This window comes from Curtobacterium citreum (assembly GCF_006715175.1).
Classification (GTDB): Bacteria; Actinomycetota; Actinomycetes; order Actinomycetales; family Microbacteriaceae; genus Curtobacterium; species Curtobacterium citreum.
The window spans coordinates 2,418,311-2,441,417 of record NZ_VFMQ01000001.1 but is presented as its reverse complement, the minus strand read 5'-3'; the positions used below and the strand labels follow the sequence as shown (position 1 = coordinate 2,441,417).

General features: G+C 72.6%; 22 protein-coding genes. 16 read left to right on the top strand and 6 right to left on the bottom strand.

The window, feature by feature from the left end:
• Positions 1-88: 88 nt before the first annotated feature.
• Positions 89-574 (bottom strand): DUF3515 family protein, encoded by a 486-nt coding sequence (locus FB462_RS11540; protein WP_058742014.1) that lies wholly within the window; start codon positions 572-574, stop codon positions 89-91.
• A 24-nt stretch (positions 575-598) separates the two neighbouring features.
• Between FB462_RS11540 and thiL the strand changes: the two genes are divergently transcribed.
• A complete protein-coding gene (gene thiL / locus FB462_RS11535; RefSeq protein WP_114850092.1) occupies positions 599-1,594 on the top strand; it encodes a thiamine-phosphate kinase in 996 nt (331 codons plus the stop codon).
• A gap of 40 nt (positions 1,595-1,634) precedes the next feature.
• Here the strand turns inward: thiL and FB462_RS11530 are convergent, their stop codons facing one another.
• Complete coding sequence (locus FB462_RS11530; RefSeq protein WP_114850091.1) at positions 1,635-2,198, bottom strand: RsmD family RNA methyltransferase; 564 nt, start codon at positions 2,196-2,198, stop codon at positions 1,635-1,637.
• 168 nt (positions 2,199-2,366) lie between these two features.
• On the opposite strand from FB462_RS11530, the gene FB462_RS11525 reads away from it, so the two are divergent.
• From FB462_RS11525 to FB462_RS11495, 7 genes are all read left to right on the top strand, one after another.
• Positions 2,367-4,547, top strand: a complete 2,181-nt coding sequence (locus FB462_RS11525; RefSeq protein WP_373286843.1) for an ATP-dependent DNA helicase RecG — start codon at positions 2,367-2,369, stop codon at positions 4,545-4,547.
• A gap of 91 nt (positions 4,548-4,638) precedes the next feature.
• Positions 4,639-5,142, top strand: coding sequence for a pantetheine-phosphate adenylyltransferase (coaD, locus tag FB462_RS11520; RefSeq protein ID WP_114850089.1), 504 nt, complete (start codon positions 4,639-4,641; stop codon positions 5,140-5,142).
• Positions 5,143-5,208: 66 nt separating this feature from the next.
• On the top strand, positions 5,209-5,760 hold the full coding sequence (locus FB462_RS11515) for a YceD family protein (RefSeq protein WP_058742018.1): 552 nt from the start codon (positions 5,209-5,211) through the stop codon (positions 5,758-5,760).
• A gap of 44 nt (positions 5,761-5,804) precedes the next feature.
• Entirely contained in the window at positions 5,805-6,008 is a 204-nt protein-coding gene (rpmF, locus tag FB462_RS11510; RefSeq protein ID WP_056126067.1) for a 50S ribosomal protein L32, read from the top strand.
• A 13-nt stretch (positions 6,009-6,021) separates the two neighbouring features.
• A complete protein-coding gene (rnc, locus tag FB462_RS11505; protein ID WP_141862009.1) occupies positions 6,022-6,747 on the top strand; it encodes a ribonuclease III in 726 nt (241 codons plus the stop codon).
• Positions 6,748-6,751: 4 nt separating this feature from the next.
• Positions 6,752-7,726 (top strand): bifunctional DNA-formamidopyrimidine glycosylase/DNA-(apurinic or apyrimidinic site) lyase, encoded by a 975-nt coding sequence (gene mutM / locus FB462_RS11500; protein ID WP_141862007.1) that lies wholly within the window; start codon positions 6,752-6,754, stop codon positions 7,724-7,726.
• A gap of 78 nt (positions 7,727-7,804) precedes the next feature.
• Entirely contained in the window at positions 7,805-11,554 is a 3,750-nt protein-coding gene (locus FB462_RS11495; protein ID WP_141862005.1) for a chromosome segregation SMC family protein, read from the top strand.
• Positions 11,555-11,709: 155 nt separating this feature from the next.
• On the opposite strand, the gene FB462_RS11490 is transcribed toward FB462_RS11495, so the two are convergent.
• Positions 11,710-12,738 carry a TerC family protein gene (locus FB462_RS11490; RefSeq protein WP_141862003.1) on the bottom strand — a complete coding sequence of 343 codons (1,029 nt, stop codon included), beginning with the start codon at positions 12,736-12,738 and terminating at the stop codon, positions 11,710-11,712.
• 209 nt (positions 12,739-12,947) lie between these two features.
• Between FB462_RS11490 and ftsY the strand changes: the two genes are divergently transcribed.
• On the top strand, positions 12,948-13,817 hold the full coding sequence (ftsY, locus tag FB462_RS11485) for a signal recognition particle-docking protein FtsY (RefSeq protein WP_058742022.1): 870 nt from the start codon (positions 12,948-12,950) through the stop codon (positions 13,815-13,817).
• A gap of 50 nt (positions 13,818-13,867) precedes the next feature.
• Entirely contained in the window at positions 13,868-14,026 is a 159-nt protein-coding gene (locus tag FB462_RS11480; protein WP_141862001.1) for a DUF4175 domain-containing protein, read from the top strand.
• A gap of 162 nt (positions 14,027-14,188) precedes the next feature.
• On the opposite strand, the gene lipA is transcribed toward FB462_RS11480, so the two are convergent.
• Entirely contained in the window at positions 14,189-15,172 is a 984-nt protein-coding gene (gene lipA, locus FB462_RS11475; RefSeq protein ID WP_141861999.1) for a lipoyl synthase, read from the bottom strand.
• Positions 15,169-15,921 carry a lipoyl(octanoyl) transferase LipB gene (lipB, locus tag FB462_RS11470; protein WP_141861997.1) on the bottom strand — a complete coding sequence of 251 codons (753 nt, stop codon included), beginning with the start codon at positions 15,919-15,921 and terminating at the stop codon, positions 15,169-15,171. Before lipB ends, lipA begins: the two co-directional genes overlap by 4 nt.
• Before the next feature lie 117 nt (positions 15,922-16,038).
• Here lipB and ffh point away from each other — a divergent pair, with 117 nt between their 5' ends.
• Positions 16,039-17,595 (top strand): signal recognition particle protein, encoded by a 1,557-nt coding sequence (gene ffh, locus FB462_RS11465; protein WP_058742024.1) that lies wholly within the window; start codon positions 16,039-16,041, stop codon positions 17,593-17,595.
• 72 nt (positions 17,596-17,667) lie between these two features.
• Here the strand turns inward: ffh and FB462_RS11460 are convergent, their stop codons facing one another.
• Positions 17,668-18,798, bottom strand: a complete 1,131-nt coding sequence (locus FB462_RS11460) for a glutamate--cysteine ligase (protein WP_141861995.1) — start codon at positions 18,796-18,798, stop codon at positions 17,668-17,670.
• A 78-nt stretch (positions 18,799-18,876) separates the two neighbouring features.
• Here FB462_RS11460 and FB462_RS11455 point away from each other — a divergent pair, with 78 nt between their 5' ends.
• From FB462_RS11455 to trmD, 5 genes are all read left to right on the top strand, one after another.
• Positions 18,877-20,997: an FAD-dependent oxidoreductase gene (locus tag FB462_RS11455; RefSeq protein ID WP_141861993.1), complete on the top strand. Its 2,121-nt coding sequence runs from the start codon at positions 18,877-18,879 to the stop codon at positions 20,995-20,997.
• Positions 20,998-21,173: 176 nt separating this feature from the next.
• Positions 21,174-21,587, top strand: coding sequence for a 30S ribosomal protein S16 (gene rpsP, locus FB462_RS11450; RefSeq protein ID WP_058742027.1), 414 nt, complete (start codon positions 21,174-21,176; stop codon positions 21,585-21,587).
• Between the two features lie 4 nt (positions 21,588-21,591).
• Positions 21,592-21,828 carry an RNA-binding protein gene (locus tag FB462_RS11445; protein ID WP_022902329.1) on the top strand — a complete coding sequence of 79 codons (237 nt, stop codon included), beginning with the start codon at positions 21,592-21,594 and terminating at the stop codon, positions 21,826-21,828.
• Positions 21,829-21,847: 19 nt separating this feature from the next.
• Positions 21,848-22,390 carry a ribosome maturation factor RimM gene (gene rimM, locus FB462_RS11440; protein ID WP_174778092.1) on the top strand — a complete coding sequence of 181 codons (543 nt, stop codon included), beginning with the start codon at positions 21,848-21,850 and terminating at the stop codon, positions 22,388-22,390.
• Between the two features lie 6 nt (positions 22,391-22,396).
• Positions 22,397-23,089 (top strand): tRNA (guanosine(37)-N1)-methyltransferase TrmD, encoded by a 693-nt coding sequence (gene trmD / locus FB462_RS11435; protein WP_141861989.1) that lies wholly within the window; start codon positions 22,397-22,399, stop codon positions 23,087-23,089.
• Positions 23,090-23,107: the final 18 nt, after the last annotated feature.

Here is a 23,107-nt window from a genome sequence, read left to right as displayed (position 1 = left end):
CGAGTCTCGCGTGCAGCGACGAGTCGCGGCGTGGCGCGACCGAGTCGTGTCGGTCAGCCCGAGACTCGGGGCGACTGGCGGCCGTGCGTCATCCCTGCACCTGGGACGGGTCGAGGCACTCGCGTCCGTCCTTCGGCAGCGTCGACACCGCGTCGGAGAGGTCCTGCACCACCTGTGAGGTGGTCAGCTTCGTGTCGATGACGACCTGCACCGCGGGCGTGCGGCCGAACGTGGTGAACACGATCTGCGCGCCCCGGTCGTCGCGGATCCAGTCGACCCCGCCCTGGCTGAAGCACGGCAGGTCGGACACGGTCGGCACCGCGACGCCGCAGTGGTAGATCGCCGCCTCGGGGTCGCCCCACGCGGCGGTCGACTGCGCGTTCGTGTTCCGCATCGCGTACTTCGTGTCGACGGTGCTCGGCAGCCGGACCTGCACGGCGGCGCACGCGGCCGCGTCGGCAGAGGGCGCCGGGGACATCGAGACGGCGTTCGTGCAGCCCGTCAGGCCGGCGGCGAGGGCCACGGCCACGCCCGCGATCGCGGTCCAGCGGAGGGGGCGGCGCACGGTGTCCATCGGGGTCCAGGCTACCGTTCTGGTGTGGACGCACCGAACGAGGCCTGGGCCGGACCGACCGTCGGCGAGGTCGGTGAGCTGGCCGTCCTGGACCGCATCGTCCGACGGCTCCCGCCCGGGTCACCCGAGGTCGGCCCCGGCGACGACTGCGCCGTGGTGTCGGCGCCGGACCGCCGGTTCGTCGTGACGACGGACATGATGGTGCACGGTCCGGACTTCCGGTGGGCGTGGTCCTCGCCGGCCGACGTCGGGTGGAAGGCCGCGGCGACGAACCTGTCCGACGTCGCGGCGATGGGCGCGGTCCCCACGGCGCTCGTGATCGCCCTCGCGGCGCCCCAGGACACCCCGGTGACGGTCCTCGAGTCCTTCGCGGACGGGGTCCGGCAGGCCGTCGACGCGCTGGCGCCCGCGTGCGGTGTCGTCGGCGGCGACCTCTCGACGTCGGCGACGTTCACGGTGTCCGTCTCGGCGTTCGGCGACCTCGACGGACACGCACCGGTCCTGCGCTCGGGAGCCCGTCCCGGCGACGTCCTCGCCGTGTCCGGCGAGCTCGGCCCCGCGGCGCGCGGGCTCGCCCGGCTCTTCCGTGACGGCGTCGACGCCGACGGCGAGCCGTCCCGCGCGGCGACGCTCGCGAGTGGTGCCGACACCGACCCGGACGTCGCGCGGCAGCGGCGCCCCGTCCCACCGATCGCCGACGGCCCCGCGGCCGCGGCTGCGGGGGCCACGGCGATGCTCGACCTGTCCGACGGCCTCGCGATCGACGCCGGTCGCCTCGCCCGCGCGAGCGGGGTCACGCTGGCGTTCGACGCCGAGGCCGTCCCCGAGGGCTCTGCGCTGCACGGCGGCGAGGACCACGGGCTCCTCGCGACCTTCCCCGCCGGGACGGACCTGCCCGGGGGCTTCCGGCGGATCGGCAGCGTGCTCGACCGCGGCGACCACGACCTGCTCCGCGCCGGCGTCCCGGTGCCGACCTCCGGCTGGGACCCCTACGCGGACTGGGACGGCGCCGCGGGCTGACACGCCCGCACCCGTCCAGCGAGCACCACCGGCCCCCGCGTCACACGCTCGGTGCGACGGCCTCCCACGCCACGGTCTCGCCGTAGCTCCGCTTGCTGAAGGGCTCCAGTCCCGCGGGCCACGTCGGCTCCGGGGAACGCTTGCTCCGCTCGACCACCACGACCGCACCAGGGGTCAGCCGCGGCACGAGCGCCTCGAGCACCTCGGCGATCTCGTGCTCCGTGACGTCGTACGGCGGGTCGATGAACACCAGGTCGAAGGTCCGCACCGTCGCCCGCAGGAACCCGAGTGCCGGCTGCGGGTGCACGTCGACGCGCACCCCGGGGACCCGCTGCTGCACGGCCCGTGCGTTCGCCCGGCACGCCTCGGCCGCCCCGGAGGCACGGTCCACCAGGACCACCTCGACCGCGCCGCGGGACGCCGCCTCGAGCCCGAGCGCGCCCGTGCCGGCGTACAGGTCGGCCACCGCCGCGTCGTCGACGAGCCCACGCGCCTCCAACGAGGAGAACAGCGCCTCGCGCACCCGGTCGCTCGTCGGTCGCGTCCCGGACTTCGGCACGCGGAGCGTCGTGGAACCGGCGGCACCGGCGATGATCCGTGTCATGCAGCCACCGTAGCGGCCGCCGGGCGCCACCCCGGGTCCCTCCACAGGCTCGCGTGACCAGTCGCCTGCTCCACAGGCCGGACGGGAGGATCGGGGCACGTCGGCCGTGCCGGGTACCGTGGTCGCGTGGTCACCTCCGCGAGCCCCGCACCGGCGGTGGCGCCCGACCTGGGTCCGGCGCCGCTCGACGCCCGGCTGAGCGGCGTGCTCGGCGGCCGGACGGCGACGGCGATCGAGAAGGCGTTCGGGTACCGCACCGTGGGGGAGTTCCTCGAGCACGCCCCGCGGCGCTACGCCGAGCGCGGTGCCCTGACGGCGCTCGACTCCCTGGCGATCGGCGAGTCCGTGACGATCGTGGCCGAGGTCATCGACGTCCGCGAACGCACGATGCGCGCCCGCCGCGGGGCGATCCTCGAAGCGAAGATCGGCGACGGCAAGGGCCTCCTGACGCTGACGTTCTTCAACCAGGGCTGGCGGACGAAGGACCTCGTCCCCGGTGCCCGGGGCGTGTTCGCCGGCAAGGTGGGCGACTACCGCGGCGCCCGGCAGCTGGCGCACCCCGACTACGAGCTGTTCGACGCGGACGACCCCCGTGCGACCGCGGACCCGGAGAGCGACGAGGCCATCCGCTGGTCCCGCCAGCCCATCCCGATCTACCCGGCGACCGCCTCGCTGACGTCCTGGCAGATCGCGAAGGCCATCGGTGTGGTGCTCGACACCCTGCCCGACGTCGACGACCCGATCCCGGCACCGGTCCGGAACCGACTCGGCCTGGTGCCCTTCCGCCGGGCACTCGAGCTGCTCCACCGGCCGGAGAAGGTCGCGGACTTCAAGCGCGCCCAGGACGCCCTGCGCTACCGCGAGGCGTTCGTGCTGCAGACCGCGCTCGTCCAGCGGCGGATCGCGGCCAGGGCGACCGCGGCGACCCCGCGGCGTGCAGCTCCGGGCGGCATCCTCGAGCGCTTCGACGCGACGCTGCCGTTCACGCTCACCGACGACCAGCGTGCCGTCGGCGCCGAGATCGACCGCGACCTCGCCGGCGAGTGGCCGATGCACCGGCTCGTGCAAGGTGAGGTCGGTTCGGGCAAGACCCTCGTGGCGATCCGCGCGATGCTCACGGTCGCCGAGTCCGGCGGTCAGTCGGCGCTCATCGCCCCGACCGAGGTCCTGGCGGCGCAGCACCTGCGCTCCATCGTGAAGTTCCTCGGACCGGACCTGGCCGCCGAGCTCCGTCCCGTCATCCTGACCGGCTCCCAGTCCACCGATGAACGCCGACGGGCCCTGCTCGCCGCCGCGTCCGGCAGCTCCCGCCTCGTCGTCGGCACGCACGCCCTCCTCGGCGACCGCGTGGACTTCGCCGAGCTCGGGCTCGTCGTCGTCGACGAACAGCACCGCTTCGGCGTCGAGCAGCGCGAAGCACTCCGCACGAAGGGCGCGACCCCGCCGCACGTGCTCGTCCTGACCGCCACGCCGATCCCACGAACGGTGGCGATGACGGTCTTCGGCGACCTCGACGTCTCCACGATCACGGGCCTGCCCTCAGGACGCGCGGGCGTCGAGACCTTCGCCGTCGGGCTCGCCGAGCACCCCGGGTGGGAAGCCCGGATCTGGACCCGGATGGCCGAGGAGCTCGCTGCGGGGCGCCAGGCGTTCGTGGTCTGCCCGGCGATCGACGACGCCCACCGCGAGGACGACGGCGACGCCGACCCGGACGGCGACGACGCGCCGAAGCGCGCGCCCGCCACGGTGCTCGCGACGGCCGAGCGGATGCGCGCGATGCCCGTGCTCCAGGGCCGCCGGATCGAGGTCCTGCACGGTCGGATGTCCGCCGACGAGAAGGACCGCGTGATGACCTCGTTCGCGGCCGGCGACGTCGACGTGCTCGTCGCGACCACCGTCATCGAGGTCGGGGTCGACGTCCCGAACGCCTCGATGATGGCCGTGCTCGACGCCGACCGGTTCGGGGTGTCCCAGCTCCACCAGCTCCGCGGGCGCATCGGCCGCGGGCAGTACCCGGGCGTGTGCCTGCTGGTCACCACCGCCGAGGCCGAGACGGTCTCCCGCGAGCGCGTCGACGCGGTGGCGGCCTCGGACGACGGCTTCGAACTCGCCCGGGTGGACCTCGAACTCCGCCGCGAAGGAGACGTGCTCGGCGAACGGCAGTCCGGCGGCCGGTCGTCGCTCAACCTGCTGCGCGTGGTCGAGCACGCCGACCTCATCGTCGACGCGCGCGAGGAAGCCGAGCGGGTCCTCGAGCCGGACCCGCAGCTGCAGGACCACCCGGCCCTGCGCGAGGCCCTCGCGCGCCGCCTGGACGAGTCCGACGCCGCCTTCCTCGGCAAGAACTGACAGCACGCGGTCGGAGGCGGCGGCACGCGGCCGGACGCGACCACACGCGCTCCGAGGCACCCGAGCACCCGGACTCGGTAGCGTTGCGGCCATGGCCCACATCGCCGTCGTCCCCGGCTCCTTCGACCCCGTGACCCTCGGGCACCTCGACGTCATCGGACGGGCCGCCCGGCTCTTCGACGAGGTGCACGTCCTCGTCGTGCACAACCCCGACAAGAAGCCCGCCATGTTCGAGGCCGCTGACCGGGTGCGGCTCATCGAGGCCTCGCTCGCCGAGGTCGGCGTGCCGGGGGACGTCCGGGTCGGCGAGTGGACGTCGGGCCTGCTGGTGGACTACTGCCGGCAGGTCGGTGCCGGGGTCCTCGTGAAGGGCGTCCGCTCGGGCGAGGACGTCGCCTACGAGACGCCGATGGCGATCATGAACCGGCACCTCGCGGACGTCGAGACGGTGTTCCTGCTGCCGGAGGCCTCGCGGGCGCACGTCTCGAGCTCCCTCATCCGCCAGGTCTCCACCCTGGGCGGCGACGTCACGCCGTACGTCCCCGCCGTCGTGGCCGAGGCGCTGGCACAGCGCACGGGCGCGACCGACGACTGACACGCCCTCCCGCCACCTCGACTCTCCGCCCGGTTCGCGCTAGGCTCGTCGATCGTGTCTTCCCCCGTGAACAGCCCCTACGCCCTGCGCGTGCGTGACCTCGCGCACCGTCCGGGCGAGATGCGCGAGCACTCGCTCGACGTCGAGGTGCCGGACGCGATGGGTGCGGGCGTCATCGCCGTCCGCACGGGTGCGCAGCTCCACCTGGACGTCCGACTCGAGGGCCTGCACGAGGGTGTCCTCGTCTCCGGTCACGCCTCGGCAGAGGCGACGGGGGAGTGCTCGCGCTGCCTCATCGACATCAGCGAACCCGTCGAGGTCGATTTCGCCGAGTTGTTCGCGTATGATGCCTCGGAGGATTTCGACTTCTTCGTTCGCGACGACCACGTGGACTGCGAACCGGTCGTTCGAGATGCGGTGGTGCTGTCGCTGCCGTTCCAGCCGGTCTGCCGACCGGACTGCCCAGGACTCGACCCGGAGACGGGTGAGCGTCTGGCCGACCTCGACGGGTACACCCCTCGCGAGGTCCTGGACCCGCGCTGGGCCGCACTGAGCGGCTTCCAGGGCGCCGACGACACACCGAACCAGAGCCCCGAGGACGACGGCCGCACGGCCTGACGCTCCTCGCACACCGACCACCGACCTACCGAAAGAGAACCACCATGGCCGTTCCCAAGCGCAAGCAGTCCCGTGCCAACACGCACGCCCGTCGTTCGCAGTGGAAGGCCGCGCCGGTCCAGCTCGTGAAGACGATCGAGAACGGTCAGGTCACCTACAGCCTCCCGCACCGCGCGAAGGTCGTCGAGGACTCGGCCGGCACGCCCCTGTACATGGAGTACAAGGGCCGCAAGGTCGCCGACGTCTGATCGGACAGCACGCATGACCGCGACGTCCGGCACCACGGGGTCCCGCCCCGTGGGGCCGGACGTCGTTCGTCTGCAGGGCATCCTCGGCGTCGACCTCGACCCCGAGCTGCTCCAGCTCGCCCTGACCCACCGCTCGTACGCGTACGAGCACGGCGGGATCGGGCACAACGAACGCCTCGAGTTCCTCGGGGACTCCATCCTCGGCCAGGCCGTGACCGTGAAGCTCTTCCGGTCCTTCCCCGACCTCGACGAGGGCGAGCTCGCCAAGCGGCGTGCGAGCCTCGTCTCGACGGTCGCCCTCGCCGAGATCGCCCGCAACATCGGGCTCGGCGCCTACCTGCGCCTCGGCAAGGGCGAGGAGCAGACCGGCGGCCGTGACAAGGCGTCGATCCTGGCGGACACCGTCGAGGCCGTGATCGGCGCGACGTACCTGTCCGCGGGCCCCGACGACGCGACCGACCTCGTGCTCCGCCTGGTCGAACCGCTGCTCGTCGACCCGGACCGCTTCGGCGCCGCGATGGACCCGAAGACGAGCCTGCAGGAGCTCGCCGCCAGCCTGGCCCTCGGCAACCCGTCGTACCGGGTGACCGAGGAGGGCCCCGACCACGACAAGACCTTCCACGCGACCGTCGTGCTGCAGGGCGAGGACGTCTCCACGGGCTCCGGCTCGAGCAAGAAGACCGCCGAGATGGCCGCCGCGCTCGACGCGTGGACGCGGCTCTCCGGCCGGGCGGCCTGACCGCGTGCCCGAACTCCCCGAGGTCGAGGTCGTCCGCGCCGGCCTCGAACCCGCCGTCAGCGGCGCCCGGGTCCTGCACGTGGACGTCGTCGACGACCGGGCGCTGACCCGGCACGACGGCCCCGCCGAGGACTTCGCGGAGCGCCTGACCGGGCGGACCATCGCCGCGGCCGTCCGTCGCGGCAAGTTCATGTGGTTCCCGCTGGCGCCCGGGCCGGACGGCGACACGCACCCCGAGGCGCTCGTCACCCACCTCGGCATGTCCGGCCAGGTGCTCCTCGGCCGCGACCGCCCGGCGGCGAAGCACCGCCGCATCCTCATCGACGTGCAACCCGTCGGCACCGACCGCGACGGCGCCCCCGAGGCCCCGGTCCAGCTCGAGTTCGTCGACCAGCGGACCTTCGGGTCGATGGCGATCGACGCGATGGTCCCCACCGTGGACGGAGCGCCGGCCGGGTCCGCCGGGGCCGTCGACACCCGGGACCCCGACGCACCGTGGCGCCGCTCGATCCCGTACCAGGTGTCGCACATCGCGCGGGACCCGCTCGACCCCGCGTTCGACGACGACCGGTTCGTCGCCACGGCACGGAAGCGCTCGAGCGGCATCAAGCGGGTGCTCCTCGACCAGGGCGTCGTGAGCGGCATCGGGAACATCTACGCTGACGAGTCGCTGTGGGCTGCCCGCCTGCACTTCGACCGTCCGGCGGACCGGCTGCCCCGGGCCGAACTGCACCGGCTTCTCGCCGAGGTCCGGAGCGTCCTGGGCCGTGCCCTCGAGGACGGCGGGACGAGCTTCGACGCGCAGTACGTCAACGTGAACGGGCAGTCCGGGTACTTCTCGCAGCGCCTGGCGGTCTACGGGCAGCAGGGGAAGCCGTGTCCCCGGTGCGGCACGACGATCGTGCGCGAGGCGTTCATGAACCGGTCGAGCCACCGTTGCCCCGTGTGCCAGCCCGCCCCGCGCCCGCGCAAGCGTTAGCCTGACGCCCACCAGGACCACCGCCAGCGGCGGCAGCACCGCCGCCCCCAGCAGCGCAGCAGACCGCCCGGAGACCGCATGTACTTGAAGAGCCTGACCATCAAGGGGTTCAAGTCCTTCGCGCAGCCGACGACGTTCGCGTTCGAGCCCGGGGTGACCTGCATCGTCGGACCGAACGGATCGGGCAAGTCGAACGTCGTCGACGCCCTCGCGTGGGTGATGGGGGAGCAGGGCGCGAAGACCCTGCGCGGCGGCAAGATGGAGGACGTCATCTTCGCCGGGACCTCGACCCGCGGCCCGCTCGGCCGGGCGCAGGTGCTCCTGACGATCGACAACACCGACGGTCTGCTGCCGATCGACTACTCCGAGGTGACGATCTCGCGCACGCTCTTCCGGAACGGCGGCAGCGAGTACGCGATCAACGGCGAGAACTGCCGCCTGCTCGACGTCCAGGAGCTCCTGAGCGACACCGGACTCGGCCGCGAGATGCACGTCATCGTCGGGCAGGGCCAGCTGGACAAGGTCCTGCACGCCACCCCGGAGGACCGCCGCGGCTTCATCGAGGAGGCCGCCGGGATCCTCAAGCACCGCCGCCGCAAGGAGAAGACCCTCCGCAAGCTCGACGCGATGCAGACGAACCTGACGCGCCTGTCCGACCTCGCCGGCGAGATCCGTCGGCAGCTGAAGCCCCTCGGGCGCCAGGCCGAGGTCGCCCGGCGCGCGCAGTCCGTCGCCGCGGTGGCCCGGGACGCCAAGGCCCGCATCCTCGCCGACGACGTGGTCCGGCTCCGCCGCGAGCTGCACGACCACCAGGAGGTCGAGGCCGGCCGGAAGTCCGAGCGCATCGTGCTGCAGGAGCGCCTGGAGCAGACCAGGGCCCGGCAGCAGCAGGTCGAGCAGAGCATTGTCGGCGACGACGTCGACCGCGCCCGGACGGTCGTGCACCGGCTGGAGAGCGTCCAGGAGCGGCTGCGCGGCCTGTCCAGCCTGGCGAACCAGCGGCTGATGTTCCTCGCGCAGCAGGCCGACGCGCCGCAGCAGGGCCCGACGATCACCCCGGAGCGGGTGCAGGGCGTCCGCGACGAGGCCGAGCGGCTCGAGGCCCGTGCCGCCGCGATGACCGCGGGCACCGCCGACACCGCCCGTGCGGTCGCCGAGGCCCGCGCCCGGCTCGACGCCCTCGACGAGCAGATCGCCGCGCAGGCCGCCCTCGTCGCGCAGCACGACCTCGAGGCCCAGCGGCTCGCCGGTGCCGTCGACGTCGCGCGGTCGCGCCGCGGATCGGCCGTCGCCGACCGGGAGCGACGGGCGCGCGCCCTCGCCGAGGCCGAGGACCGTGCGGAGCGCGCGGCCGCGGCGCTGGCCGAGGTCGGCGTCGACCCCGCTGAGGGCGTCGACGAGTCCGCGCTGACGACCGCGCACGAGACCGCCCGGCACGACCTCGAGGCGGCCCAGACCGAGCGGGACGCGCAGCGCGACCGGCTGCACGCCCTGGAGCGCGAACGGGACGCCCTCGACGCGCGCGTCGCCGCGCTCGGCATGTCCATCGACGTGCGCGACGGCTCCCAGGCGGTCATCGACGCGGCACGGGACGGCGTGCTCGGTCGCCTGGCCGACGCGCTCACCGTCACCGCCGGCTTCGAGGCGCCGGTCGCCGCGGCCCTCGACGGGCTCGCCGACGCCGTGCTCACCGCGGACCGCGCCGCCGCGCTCGACACCGTCGCGCACGCACGCGCAGAGGACCTCGGGCGCGTCGACGTGGTGGTCGCCGACGCCGTCGACGACGGCCCCGGGCTGCCGACGACGCTGCCGGCCGGCGTCCGACCCGCCCTGGACGTCGTCCAGGGCCCGCCCGCCCTGACCGCGCTCCTCCGGACCACGCTGGTCGCGGTGGACGACACCGTCGACCTGGAGGCGGTGCTCGCCGCCGCCCCGCACGCCACGGTGGTCACGGGGTCGGGTGACCTGGTCCGCGCGGTCCGCGTCACCGGCGGCGGGGAGCGCGCCGTCTCCCGCATCGAGCTCGTCGCGGAACGCGACGCCGCCCGGGCCCGCCGCGCCGCGGTCGCGACGGACGCCGAGGACGCGGCCACGGGCCTCCAGGCAGCACGGAACGCCGTCGAGGACGCGCGCCGCCGGACCGACGAGGCCGACCGCGTACTCCGCGCGCACACCGCGGCGAAGGCCGACTACGACCGGTCGAGTGCGTCGACGCGCGCGAAGGCCGAGAACGCCGTGGCCGAGGTCGAGCGGCTGCGTGCCGCCCTCGCCGAGACCGACGGGGCCGGCGAGGCGGCCGAGGCCGCGCTCGCGGCCGCCGAACAGGACCAGCACGCGTTCGCCGAGCAGCCCCGGCCGGTCGTCGACGCGTCCGGGCGTCCAGCGCTGCAGGAGGCCGTCGAGGCGGCCAGGGCCGCCGAGATCGAGCACCGCATCCAGGTCGAGACGGTGCGCGAACGCGCGCGGTCCGAGCGGAACCGGGCCGCGGGGCTCCAGCGGCAGCTCGAGGCGGAGCGCGCGGCTGCCGAGGAAGCAGCCCGACTCGCCGTCGTGCGGCGGGGGCAGATCGCGGTGGCCGAGAGCGTGCTCGCGGACCTGCCGGGGCTGCTCGGCGCCGTGGACCGGTCGCTCGCCGAGGCCCGCGTGCGTCTGGCCACCGAGGAGGCCGAGCGGACGAAGCGCAACACCGAGCTCCAGGTCGTCCGGAACGAGGAGCGCGAGCTCCGGGACCGTCTGCAGACCATCACCGACGGGGTGCACTCCCTCGAGATGGAGATCTACGAGAAGAAGCTGCACGTGTCGGGGCTGCTCGACCGGGCGCAGAGCGAGCTCGGGCTGCCCGAGGGGGTGCTCGTCACGGAGTACGGGCCGCACGTGCCGGTGCCGGTGGACGTCCTGGTCGACCCGCGGGTCCTGGCGCGGCGGCACCGCGAGGCGGAGCGGGCGCGCGCGGCGGCGGAGCGGGACGCCGACACCGACGCCGACGCCGCGGGCGTCGACACGGTCGACGCAGGGGCCGAGGACCTGGATGCCGACGACGTGGTCGAGCTCGTCGACGCCGGGTCCACGCTGCCCGGCGGTGCGGCGCTGCCCGAGTTCGACGCCACCGACGAGGTCGACCCCGCCTCGGTCGAGACCGTGCCCTACGTCCGCGCCGAACAAGAGGCACGACTCGCGGCGGCCGAGCGCGACCTCGGGCGGCTCGGCAAGGTGAACCCGCTCGCCCTCGAAGAATTCCAGGCGCTCGAGCAGCGGCACGCGTTCCTCGCGGAGCAGCTCGAGGACCTGCAGAAGACCCGGACGGACCTCCTCACGATCATCGAGGAGCTCGACACGAAGATGCAGACCATCTTCGAGGCGGCGTTCCACGACACCCGCGAGGCGTTCGACGTGATCTTCCCGATCCTGTTCCCGGGCGGCTCCGGGTCGATCACGCTGACGAACCCCGACGACCTGCTCGCCACCGGCATCGACGTGCAGGTGAAGCCCGCCGGCAAGAAGATCGACCGCCTGACGCTGCTGTCCGGCGGGGAGCGGTCCCTCGCGGCCGTGGCGCTCCTCGTGGCGATCTTCACCGCGCGGCCGTCGCCGTTCTACATCATGGACGAGGTCGAGGCGGCGCTCGACGACGCGAACCTCGGGCGTCTGCTCACGGTGTTCGAGCGGCTCCGCGAGTCCTCGCAGCTCATCGTCATCACGCACCAGAAGCGCACGATGGAGATCGCGGACGCGCTGTACGGGGTGTCGATGCGGCAGGACGGGGTCTCGGCCGTGGTCGGGCAGCGCGTGCAGCGCCGCGAGCCGGAGCCCGCGGACGCGGTCGCGTAGCGCGGGCACGAGCTCACGCGCTGAGCGACAGTCCACGCGCTCGGCGCGCCGTGAAGTGTCGCTGGGCGCGTGAAGTCGCCCGGTCGCGACCCACGAACGGACGGGAGGCACGGTGCCAGCTGGCACCGCGCCTCCTGTCCGGAACCGTCCCGCGACTACTTCGCGTCGGCCTCGACCGCGGTCTTCGGCTGGCCGGTCGGGGTGAGCCCGCGCTCCTGGCGCTTCTTCGAGACGACCAGCGAGGCGACCGTCGCGACGGCGATCGTCAGCGCGATGAAGCCCAACGAGAACCAGATCGGGATCTCCGGCGCCCAGAGGATCGGCTGCCCACCGTTGATGAACGGCACCTCGTTGACGTGCATCGCGTGGAAGACGAGCTTCACGCCGATGAACGCGAGGATGACGGCGAGACCCTGGCCGAGGTAGATGAGCCGCTCGAGCAGCCCCGCGATGAGGAAGTAGAGCTGGCGGAGACCGAGGAGCGAGAACGCGTTCGCGGTGAACACGATGAACGCGTCCTGCGTCAGACCGAAGATCGCCGGGATCGAGTCGAGGGCGAACAGCACGTCGGTCAGACCGATGGCGACCATGACGAGCAGCATCGGGGTGAACAGCCGCTTGCCGTCGACCCGGGTGGTCAGCTTGTCGCCGTCGTAGTCCTTCGAAGTCGGGATGATGCGGCGGAGGATCCGGATGAGGCGGGAGTCGCCCTCGGACGCGTCGTGCTCACCACTGCTGCGGGCCTGCGACCACGCGAGCCAGAACAGCAGCGCGCCGAACAGGTAGAACACCCACGAGAAGTTCTCGATGATCGTGACGCCCAGGGCGATGAACACACCGCGCGCGACGAGGGCGATCGCGACACCGACCAGCAGGACCTTCTGCTGGAACTCCTTCGGCACCGCGAAGCTCGTCATGATGATGAGGAAGACGAACAGGTTGTCGACCGACAGCGCCTTCTCGGTCAACCACCCGGCGAAGTACTCGCCGCCGGCCTGTCCGCCGCCGAAGACGAGGATGCCGACACCGAACAGGATCGCGAGCCCGACGTAGAACGCCGACCAGAACGCGGATTCCTTGATGTGCGGCACGTGCGGCGTGCGCACGTGCGAGTAGAAGTCGAACACCAGCAGCGCGAGGATGCCCGCGATGGTGATGAGCCAGACGTAGAGAGGAACGTCCATGGATGTCCTTCAGGTTCGGGGCGTCCCGCCGTGCGGGTACGCCGATGCCTGAAGGTCTCCTCCACCGTGTCGACCGTGTCGTCACGACCGGCGTCCCGGGCCTGGATCGTCCCAGACCGTACTGACGGGTGCGCCGCGAGGGAGTACTCCCCTTCAGGACCTGAGCCTATCCGGCACAGCCCGCACTCGACGCGCTCTAAGCTGGGAACATGGCGAGTTCCTGGTCCCTGTCCTCCCGTCTCCGCGGCCTGTTCCAGCGGAAGACCATCGACGAGACCACGTGGGACGACCTCGAGACCGCGTTGATCGGTGCGGATTTCGGCCCCGACATCGCGGACGAGGTCATCGAGGACCTGCACGCGCGCGTCGACCGGTACGGCACGACCGACCCGGCGGACCTGCAGCGCATGCTCCGCGAGGTGCTCGAGGAGCGCCTGTCGAAGCTCGACACGACGCTCAAGCTCAGCGCCCGTCCAGCCGTCGTGCTGGTCGTCGGCGTGAACGGCGTCGGCAAGACGACGACCATCGGCAAGTTCGCGAAGTTCCTCAAGACGTACGACCGCACCGTGCTCGTCGGCGCGGCGGACACGTTCCGCGCGGCCGCCGTCGAGCAGGTCGCCACGTGGGCCCAGCGCGCCGGCGTGGACGTCGTGCGCCCGGCGCAGCCCGGTCAGGACCCGGCTTCGGTCGCGTACCAGACGGTCGAGAAGGCCATCCACGACGGCACCGAGATCGTCGTCATCGACACCGCCGGCCGACTGCACACCAAGGCCGGGCTGATGGACGAGCTCTCGAAGATCAAGCGCGTGGTCGAGAAGCAGACCGAGATCGCCGAGGTGCTGCTCGTCCTCGACGCCACGACCGGGCAGAACGGCCTGGCCCAGGCGCAGGCGTTCATCGAGGGCGCCGGGGTCACCGGGCTCGTCATCACGAAGCTCGACGGCTCCGCGAAGGCCGGGTTCGTGCTCAGCGTGCAGGAGAAGACCGGGATCCCGATCAAGCTCATCGGTCAGGGCGAGGGCATCAACGACCTGACCGGCTTCACCCCCCACGTCTTCGTGCAGAACCTGGTGGGCTAGATCCGGGTACCGTCTCCGCCGTACTGCCCGCCAGAACTAGGAGACACCCCATGCCCGCTCTGCTGATCATCGCGATCATCGTCGGCCTCGTCCTGCTCTTCAGCGGCATCTTCGTCGGTGCCCTGAAGTTCCTGCTGTGGGTCGGCATCGTCATCGTCCTGCTGGCCGTCATCGGCTGGCTGCTGCGGAGCATCCGCGGCCGCGCGTAGCGACGACCGGGCACGTCCCGACGTGACCACAGGACGGACGGGAGGCGCGGTGCCAGCTGGCACCGTCCTCCCTCGCAGGCTCGGTCGGCGCGCCCCGCGCAACGCTCCGCGTTGCCGCTGAGCGGGGCGCGCCCGCCCGTCTCCCGGTCGCGTCGGCGGACGTCAGACGGCTTGGCGCCCGGGCGTCGCGTCGAGCAGGTGGGACAGGTGCGGCGGCACCGTGCCGCCCCGTGCCACCGTCGCACGGGCCCACAGTCGCCCGGCGCGGTAGGACGACCGCACCAGGGGGCCCGCGAGGACGCCGGCGAACCCGATCCGCTCGGCGACCTCGCGGAGTTCGACGAACTCCTCCGGCTTCACCCACCGCGCGACCGGCAGGTGCCGGGGCGACGGTCGGAGGTACTGGGTGAGGGTGATGATGTCGGTTCCCGCGTCGTGGAGCTGCTGCAGGGCGTCCTCGACCTCGGCGCGCTCCTCGCCCATCCCGAGGATCAGGTTCGACTTCGTCACGAGTCCCGCGTCGCGACCCTGCGTGATGACGTCGAGTGACCGGTCGAAGCGGAACGCCGGCCGGATGCGCTTGAAGATCCGCGGCACGGTCTCGACGTTGTGCGCGAAGACCTCGGGGCGGGCGTCGAACACCTGACCGAGCTGGTCGGGGCGTCCGTTGAAGTCGGGGACGAGGATCTCGACGCCGGTACCGGGGGAGTGCTCGTGGATCGCGCGGATGGTCTCGGCGTAGAGCCACGCGCCGCCGTCGTCGAGGTCGTCGCGGGCGACACCCGTCACCGTGGCGTACTTCAGGCCCATCTCGGCGACCGAGTCCGCGACCCGTCGGGGCTCGTCGCGGTCGAGGGGCTCCGGTCGACCGGTGTCGATCTGGCAGAAGTCGCAGCGCCGCGTGCACTGCGAGCCGCCGATCAGGAAGGTGGCCTCGCGGTCCTCCCAGCACTCGAAGATGTTCGGGCAGCCGGCCTCCTGGCAGACGGTGTGCAGCTGCTTGTCGCGGACCAGGCCGGACAGCTCGCGGAACTCGGGGCCCTGCACCGCCCGCGTCTTGATCCAGGCGGGCTTGACCTCGATGGGCGTCTCGGCGTTGCGGGCCTCGACGCGGAGCATCCGGCGGCCTTCGGGGGCGAGGGTCATGCGGCGACCTCCTGTCGCGTGCTGGTGGGACCGGCGTGACCGGCCGAGCTGATCCGGGCGCCGGCGTGCATGCCCGCGACGGCCTGTTCGATGCGGTGCCCGACCGCGGCGGCGACCTCGTCGACGGTGACGTGCCGTCCGGTCGCGCGGCTCAGGGTCGTGACCCCGGCGTCGGCGATGCCGCACGGGACGATCGCGGCGTACGGGGTCAGGTCGTTGTCGCAGTTCACCGCGATGCCGTGGCTCGAGACGCCCTCGGCGACGTGCAGGCCGATCGCGCCGACCTTGTCGAGGGTGCGGCCGTGCCGGTCGTCGCCGGCGCCGTCGGACCCGGCGCCGGGTCCGTCCTCGCCCGGTCGTGGCAGCCACACGCCGCTGCGCCCGGGGACCCGCTGCGCGCTGAGCCCGACGGACGCCGCGGTGTCGAGCACCACCTGCTCGAGGTCCCGCACCCACGCGACGACGTCGAGCGGTGCGGGCAGTCGGACGATCGGGTAGGCCACGAGCTGCCCGGGACCGTGCCACGTGATGCGCCCGCCCCGGTCGACCTCGACCACGTGGGAGCCGTCCGTCGGCAGGTCGGACGGCTCGGTCCGGCGACCGGCGGTGTACACCGACGGGTGCTCGCACAGCACGACGACCCCGGGCGAACGGCCCGCGACGACGTCGGCGTGGTACGCGCGCTGCAGGGCGACGCCTTCCTCGTAGTCGAGGAGTCCGGGCCACCGGATGATCTCGAGTTCCTCCACGGGGAGCACGCTACGGCAGTTCCTGGACTGCGTCCAACAACCTGTGCGGGAGTGCAGTGGACGGACATCGTCCGCGGTCCGGGGGCCCGGCGGTGCGGCCTGTAGAATCGACGGATCATGGCGCAATTCGGCTCACTCTCCGATCGGCTGACCGAGACCTTCCGCAACCTGCGGACCAAGGGTCGTCTGTCCCCGTCCGACGTCGACGGCACCGTCCGCGAGATCCGCCGGGCCCTGCTCGACGCGGACGTCGCGCTCGAGGTCGTCAAGTCCTTCACCGCATCCATCCGCGAGCGCGCGCTCTCGGACGAGGTCAACAAGGCCCTCAACCCGGCGCAGCAGGTCGTCCAGATCGTCAACGAGGAGCTCGTCGGCATCCTCGGCGGACAGCAGCGTCGGCTCGAGTTCGCCAAGCGGCCGCCGACGGTCATCATGCTCGCGGGCCTGCAGGGCGCCGGCAAGACGACCCTCGCGGGCAAGCTCGGCAAGTGGCTCAAGAAGGACGGCCACACGCCGATGCTCGTCGCGGCGGACCTCCAGCGTCCGAACGCCGTGCAGCAGCTGCAGGTCGTCGGCGAGCAGGCCGGCGTGCACGTCTTCGCCCCGGAGCCCGGCAACGGTGTCGGCGACCCGGTGAAGGTCGCGAAGAACGCGATCAAGGCCGCCGTCGACCAGCAGTACGACACCGTCATCGTGGACACCGCCGGTCGTCTCGGCGTCGACGCGGAGCTCATGAAGCAGGCCGCGAACATCCGCAAGGCGGTCGACCCGGACGAGGTCCTGTTCGTCATCGACGCGATGATCGGTCAGGACGCCGTGAACACCGCGCGCGCCTTCCAGGAGGGCGTCGACTTCACCGGTGTCGTCCTGTCGAAGCTCGACGGCGACGCCCGCGGTGGTGCGGCCCTGTCGGTCGCCAGCGTCACCGGCCGCCCGATCATGTTCGCGTCGACCGGCGAGTCGCTCGACGACTTCGAGCCGTTCCACCCGGACCGCATGGCGAGCCGCATCCTCGACCTCGGCGACATCCTGTCCCTCATCGAGCAGGCGCAGCAGGCGTTCGACGAGGACGAGGCGCGCAAGGTCGCCGAGAAGATCGCGAGCGACTCGTTCACACTCGACGACTTCCTCGGGCAGATGCAGCAGCTCCGCAAGGCCGGCTCGATCAAGGGCATGCTCGGGATGCTCCCCGGCGCCAAGGGCATGCGCGAGGCGCTCGACAACTTCGACGAGCGCGAGATCGTCCGGACCGAGGCGATCATCCAGTCGATGACGAAGCAGGAGCGTCAGCTCCCGAAGCTCCTCAACGGCTCGCGGCGGCTCCGCATCGCCAAGGGCTCCGGCACGACGGTCACCGAGGTCAACGCCCTCGTGAACCGCTTCGAGCAGGCGGCGAAGATGATGAAGACCGTCGCGCGCGGCGGTGTGCCGCAGATGCCGGGCATGGGTCCGATCCCGGGCATGCACGGCGGCAAGAAGAAGCAGCAGCAGGGCGGCGCCAAGAAGAAGAAGGTCGGCAACCCCGCCAAGCGCGCGGCGCTGGCGTCGGGTGCCGCGGCGCAGCCGCAGCAGCAGACGCCGAGCGGCTCGGGCTTCGGGTTCGGCGGGTCGAAGAACCCCAAGGCTCCCACCGAGGAGGAGATGGCGAGCCTGCAGAAGTTCCTCGGTCGCTAGTCGCGACCGGATGACGGACAGGAGGCCCGTGGCGGGATCGCCACGGGCCTCCTGTCCGTCTGCGGGTCGCGTCTAGAGCGAGTCGCGCAGTTCGGTGACCAGGTGGCGGACGACGGCGCGGAGGTCGCCGCCGTGCTCCTGCGCGACCCGGAGCTGCCGCTGGTACGAGGCGCCGTCCGCGATCATCGTGTCGAGGTGGTGCAGCTCCTGCTGGCAGCCGAGCCGCTCCGCGATCGGGTCGAGCCGCTCGACCAGGTCGTGTACCTCGTCGGTGACCAGGCGCTCGTCGCCGGCCGCGTTCGTGATGATCTCGGCCTCCATGCCGTAGCGGGCCGCGCGCCACTTGTTCTCGCGGATGAACCAGGGCTGCATCGACGGCAGCGTCTCGCCGCGGTCGAGCCGGTCGGACAGTGCGGTGACCAGGCACTGCACGAACGCGGTGACCGCGCCGACCTCGTGCAGGGTGGAGACGCCGTCGGACACGCGGTTCTCGAGCGTGCCCCAGCCCGGCGAGGGCCGGATGTCCCAGCGGAGGTCCTTGAACCCGTCGATCACGCCGGTCTTCGTCAGGTCGTCGACGACGGTCTCGAAGCCGGACCACGCGCCGATCGAGGGTGGGAGGCCGCCGGTCGGGAGCTGCTGGAACATGAGCGCGCGGTTCGACGCGTAGCCCGTGTCGGTGCCGGCCCAGAACGGGCTCGACGCGGTGAACGCCTGCAGGTGCGGGACGTACGCGAGCATCGCGTTCATGATCGGCACGGCCTTGTCGCGGTCGTCGATGCCGACGTGCACGTGGACACCCCAGATGAGCATCTGCCGGCCCCACCAGCGCGTCCGGTCGATGAGCGTCGTGTAGTGCTCGCTGTCGGCGGTGATCTCCTGCTGGTCCCACACCGCGAAGGGATGCGTGCCGGAGCACATCACCTGGGCGTCGAGGGGTTCGGCCGCGTCGATGACCTCGCCGATGATCCCGGAGAGCTCGGACGTGGCACCGCCGACGGTCTCGTGGACACCCGTGACGACCTCGACCGTGTTCGTGAGGAGCTCCTCCGTCACCCGGTCGTGGTCCCCGAGACGCTCCTGCACGGCGGCGATGACGGCGGGGGCGCGGGGTGCGAGGTCGCCGGTGTCCCGGTCGACCAGCGGGAGTTCCCACTCGACGCCGATGGTCGACGGGCGGGACTCGGTGAAGCGGATGTCCATGCGGCCATCCTGCCCGTGGTGTTGGAGGGTCGGCACAAGGAACGCGGCGCCCGGCGCGGCGTCCGGCAGAGTGGTGGCATGCGCAACGTTGCCGTGCCCGAGCTCGCCGTCGTCTCCTCGCCGTGGACCCTGGGGTCGCTGCGCCTGTCGAACCGCGTGCTCATGGGGTCGATGCACACCGGGCTCGAGGTGCTGGACGACGGCGGCGCCGCGATGGCCGCGTTCTACCGGGAGCGGGCGGCGGGCGGTGCCGCGTGCATCGTGACCGGCGGCATCGCGGTGAGCGACGAGGCCCGTGGTGGCCCGGACTTCGCGGTGTTCGGCGCCGGGGGAGCGGACGAGCGCTTCCGGGTGGCCGTCGCCGCCGTGCACGACGAGGGTGGGACGATCCTCGCCCAGCTCTTCCACGCGGGGCGCTACGCCCTGGTGCAGGGCGTGCTCGACCGGCACGGGCGGCAGCAGCGCGCGGTGGCACCGTCGGCACTGCCGTGGGCGGCCGCACGCGGGGTCGTGCCCGAGGAACTGACGGCGGCCGAGGTCGAGCGGACCGTCGAGGACTTCGCCGCGGCGGCCCGGTCGGCGCGGGCGATCGGGTTCGACGGTGTCGAGATCATGGCGTCCGAGGGGTACTTGATCAACCAGTTCCAGTCACCGCTCACGAACCTGCGCGACGACGCGTGGGGCGGGACGCCGGAGAAGCGCCGGCGGTTCGCGGTCGAGGTCGTCCGTGCGGTGCGCGCCGCGGTGCCCGACCTGGCCGTGACGATCCGGCTCTCCGGGGCCGACCTGATGCCGGGGTCGACGACCGACGCCGAGGTGGACGCGCTCGTGCACGACCTGCTGCCCCTCGGGCTCGACGGGATCTCGGTCGGCATCGGCTGGCACGAGTCCCGGACGCCCACCGTGCAGGCCGCGGTGCCGCACGGTGCGTGGCTCGCGTACGCCGAACGCATCGCCCGGGTCGTCCGGGCGTCCGCGTTCCCCGACGTGCGGGTCATCGCCTCGAACCGGATGACCGACCTGCGCGACGGCGAGGCGGTCCTCGCCGACGGCCTGCTCGACGCGGTCGCCCTCGCGCGGCCGTTCCTCGCCGACCCCGCGCTCGTCGACCGGTCCCTTGCCGGTCGCTTCGACCTCGTGAACACGTGCATCGGCTGCAACCAGGCGTGCCTGGACCGGTCGATCGTCGGTGCGCCGGTCTCGTGCCTGGTGAACCCGCGCGCGGGCCGTGAGCTCGCGTTCCCGTCCCGCCCGACGGACGGACCGAAGCGGGTCGACGTCGTCGGCGGCGGTCCGGCCGGCCTCGCCGCGGCCGTGGACGCCGCGCGGCGGGGGCACCGCGTCACGGTGTGGGAGGCCGACGACCGGCTCGGCGGCCAGTTCGACCTCGCGGCGCTCGTCCCGGGCAAGGAGGACTACGCCGCGACGGTCCGGGCCGCCCGCGCCGAGCTCGAGGAACGGGGCGCCGTGGTCCGCACCGGACACCCCGCGGACGTGGCGGACCTGCTCGGCAGCGACGCCGTCGTGGTGGCGGTCGGGGTGGTCCCGCGCACCCTCGACGTCCCCGGGGCCGACCTGCCGCACGTCGTGAGCTACGAGCACGCGCTCCGGCACGGTGTCCCGGCCGGGACCGTCGCGCTCGTCGGGGGCGGCGGCATCGGGGTGGACACGGCGGCGTTCCTGGTCGAGTCGCCCGACGAGGTCGTCCGGGCACGGGAGTTCGGCGAGTGGTGGGACGTCGCGGTGTCCGACGAGGTCCTCGGCGACGTGCCGCAGCGCGAGCCGGCCGCCGAACGGGTGCTCCGGCCGGGGTCGGACGTCACGGTGCTGCGGCGGTCCGGGAAGTTCGGGCAGGGGGTGGGCATCACGTCCCGGTGGGTGGCGGTCGGACGGCTGCGGGACGCCGGCGTCCGGATGGTCGGCGGGGTGCAGGAGTACCTCCGCATCGAGCCGGGGCGGCTCTGGATCCGCGACGAGGACGGACAGGAGCGCGCCGTGCCGGCCGACCACGTGGTGGTGTGCGCCGGGCAGGAACCGAGCCCGGCCGCAGCGGCGACCGCCGCCGACGGACTGGTGCCGCGCCTCCGCGCCGCCGGTGTGCCGTTCGCGGTGGTGGGCGGCGCCCGGGACGCGCGCGGTGTGGACGCCGTCCGGGCGACGAGCGAGGCGCTGGAGGCGGTCCGCCGACTCGCACCGTGACGATCTCCGGCGCGTCTCGGCTCGCTTCTCAGCCGGAGATCTGCAAGAATGAACGGTCGAATCGCGTCTGCTCGACCCTCTATCCAGCAGTGCGCGACTCCCTTCGAGCTTCCACCGCGCGTGCCCCCACGCCCGCGGTTCCGGTTCAACCACAACAACACGCAACAGGAGCAATTGTGGCTGTCAAGATCCGTCTCAAGCGTCTCGGTAAGATCCGTGCGCCGTACTACCGTGTCGTCGTCGCCGACTCGCGCACCAAGCGCGACGGTCGCGTGATCGAGGAGATCGGCAAGTACCACCCCACCGAGGAGCCCTCGGTCATCGAGATCAACTCGGACCGTGCCCAGTACTGGCTCGGCGTCGGCGCGCAGCCGACCGAGCAGGTCGCGGCGCTCCTCAAGCTCACGGGCGACTGGGGCAAGTTCAAGGGCGAGGGCAACACCGAGTCCGTCGTCAAGGTCGCCGAGCCGAAGCAGGCCTTCGTGGCCGACTCGGCCAAGAAGCCGGTCCTCAAGCCGAAGTCGGAGAAGAAGGCCCCCGAGGCCCCTGCTGCCGACGCGTCGGACGACGCCGAGACGACCGAGGCCTGATTCCTTGCTCGAATCCGCGCTGACGCACCTCGTCAAGGGGATCGTCGATCACCCGGACGACGTGCGCGTCGCCAGTTCCACCTCCGCGCGGGGCGAGGTCCTCGAGGTGCGTGTGCACCCCGAGGACCTCGGCCGCGTGATCGGTCGCGCCGGACGGACCGCGAAGGCGCTCCGCACCCTCGTCTCGGCTCTCGCCGACGGCAAGCGGGTGCGGGTCGACGTGGTCGACACCGATTCCTAGGGAGACGACCCAACTCCGGGTGGGTCGAATCACGAAGGCGCACGGGCTCAAGGGCGGCATCAAGCTCGAGCTCTACACCGACGACCCGGATCGTCGGTTCACGCCAGGAGCGGAGTTCACGCTCCAGGTGCCTGCGGAGTCCCCGTGGTCGGGCAAGACCATCACGCTGGACGAGCTCCGCTGGTACAACGGCCACCCGGTCGCCTTCTTCGAGGGCATCGGGGACCGCACCGCGGCCGAGACCCTCGCACGGGCGATCCTCTGGGTCGAACAGGACGCCGACGCCGACACCGGCGAGGACGACGCCTGGTACGACCACCAGCTGGTCGGCCTCCGCGTCCTGCGGGACGACGTCGAGGTCGGGACGGTCGCACGCGTCGACCACCTGCCGGCGCAGGACCTGCTCGCGATCGACACCGCGGACCGCGGCGAGGTACTCGTACCGTTCGTCTCGGCGATCGTGCCGTCGGTCGACATCGAGGCCGGCACGGTGACCGTGACGCCGCCGACCGGCCTGTTCGAGGACCCCGAGGACACCTCGCGGCCCGAGACGATCTCCTAGGCCGCCGTGCGCATCGACATCGTCACGATCTTCCCCGAGTTCTTCTCGGTCCTCGACGTCTCCCTGCTCGGCAAGGCGCGCGTCGACGGTCTGCTCGACGTGCACGTGCACGACCTGCGGCAGTGGACGACCGACCGGCACCGCACCGTCGACGACACGCCGTACGGCGGCGGCGCCGGCATGGTGATGAAGCCGGAGCCGTGGGCCCAGGCGCTCGAGTCGGTCCTGCGCGAGGACGGCTCGTCCACCCTCGTCGTGCCGACCCCTGCCGGTACCCCGTTCCGGCAGTCGATCGCGCGGTCGCTCGCGTCGACGTCGGAGCACCTCGTGTTCGCCTGCGGGCGGTACGAGGGCATCGACGCGCGGGTGTTCGCGTGGGCGGCGTCCCGCTGCTCGGTGGTGGAGCTCTCGCTCGGCGACTACGTGCTGAACGGCGGCGAGGTCGCGGCCATGGCCATGATCGAGGCCGTCGGACGCCTGGTCCCCGGCGTCGTCGGCAACCCGGAGTCCCTCGTCGAGGAGTCCCACGAGGACGGCCTGCTCGAGTACCCCTCCTACACGAAGCCCGCCGTCTGGCGGGACCTCGAGGTCCCGGACGTCCTGCTCAGCGGGCACCACGCCCGCGTCGCCGCGTGGCGGCACGAGCAGCAGGTGGAGCGGACGCTGCGCGTCCGTCCGGACCTGCTGCCGGACGCGTAGGCCGGTCGCGACTGACGG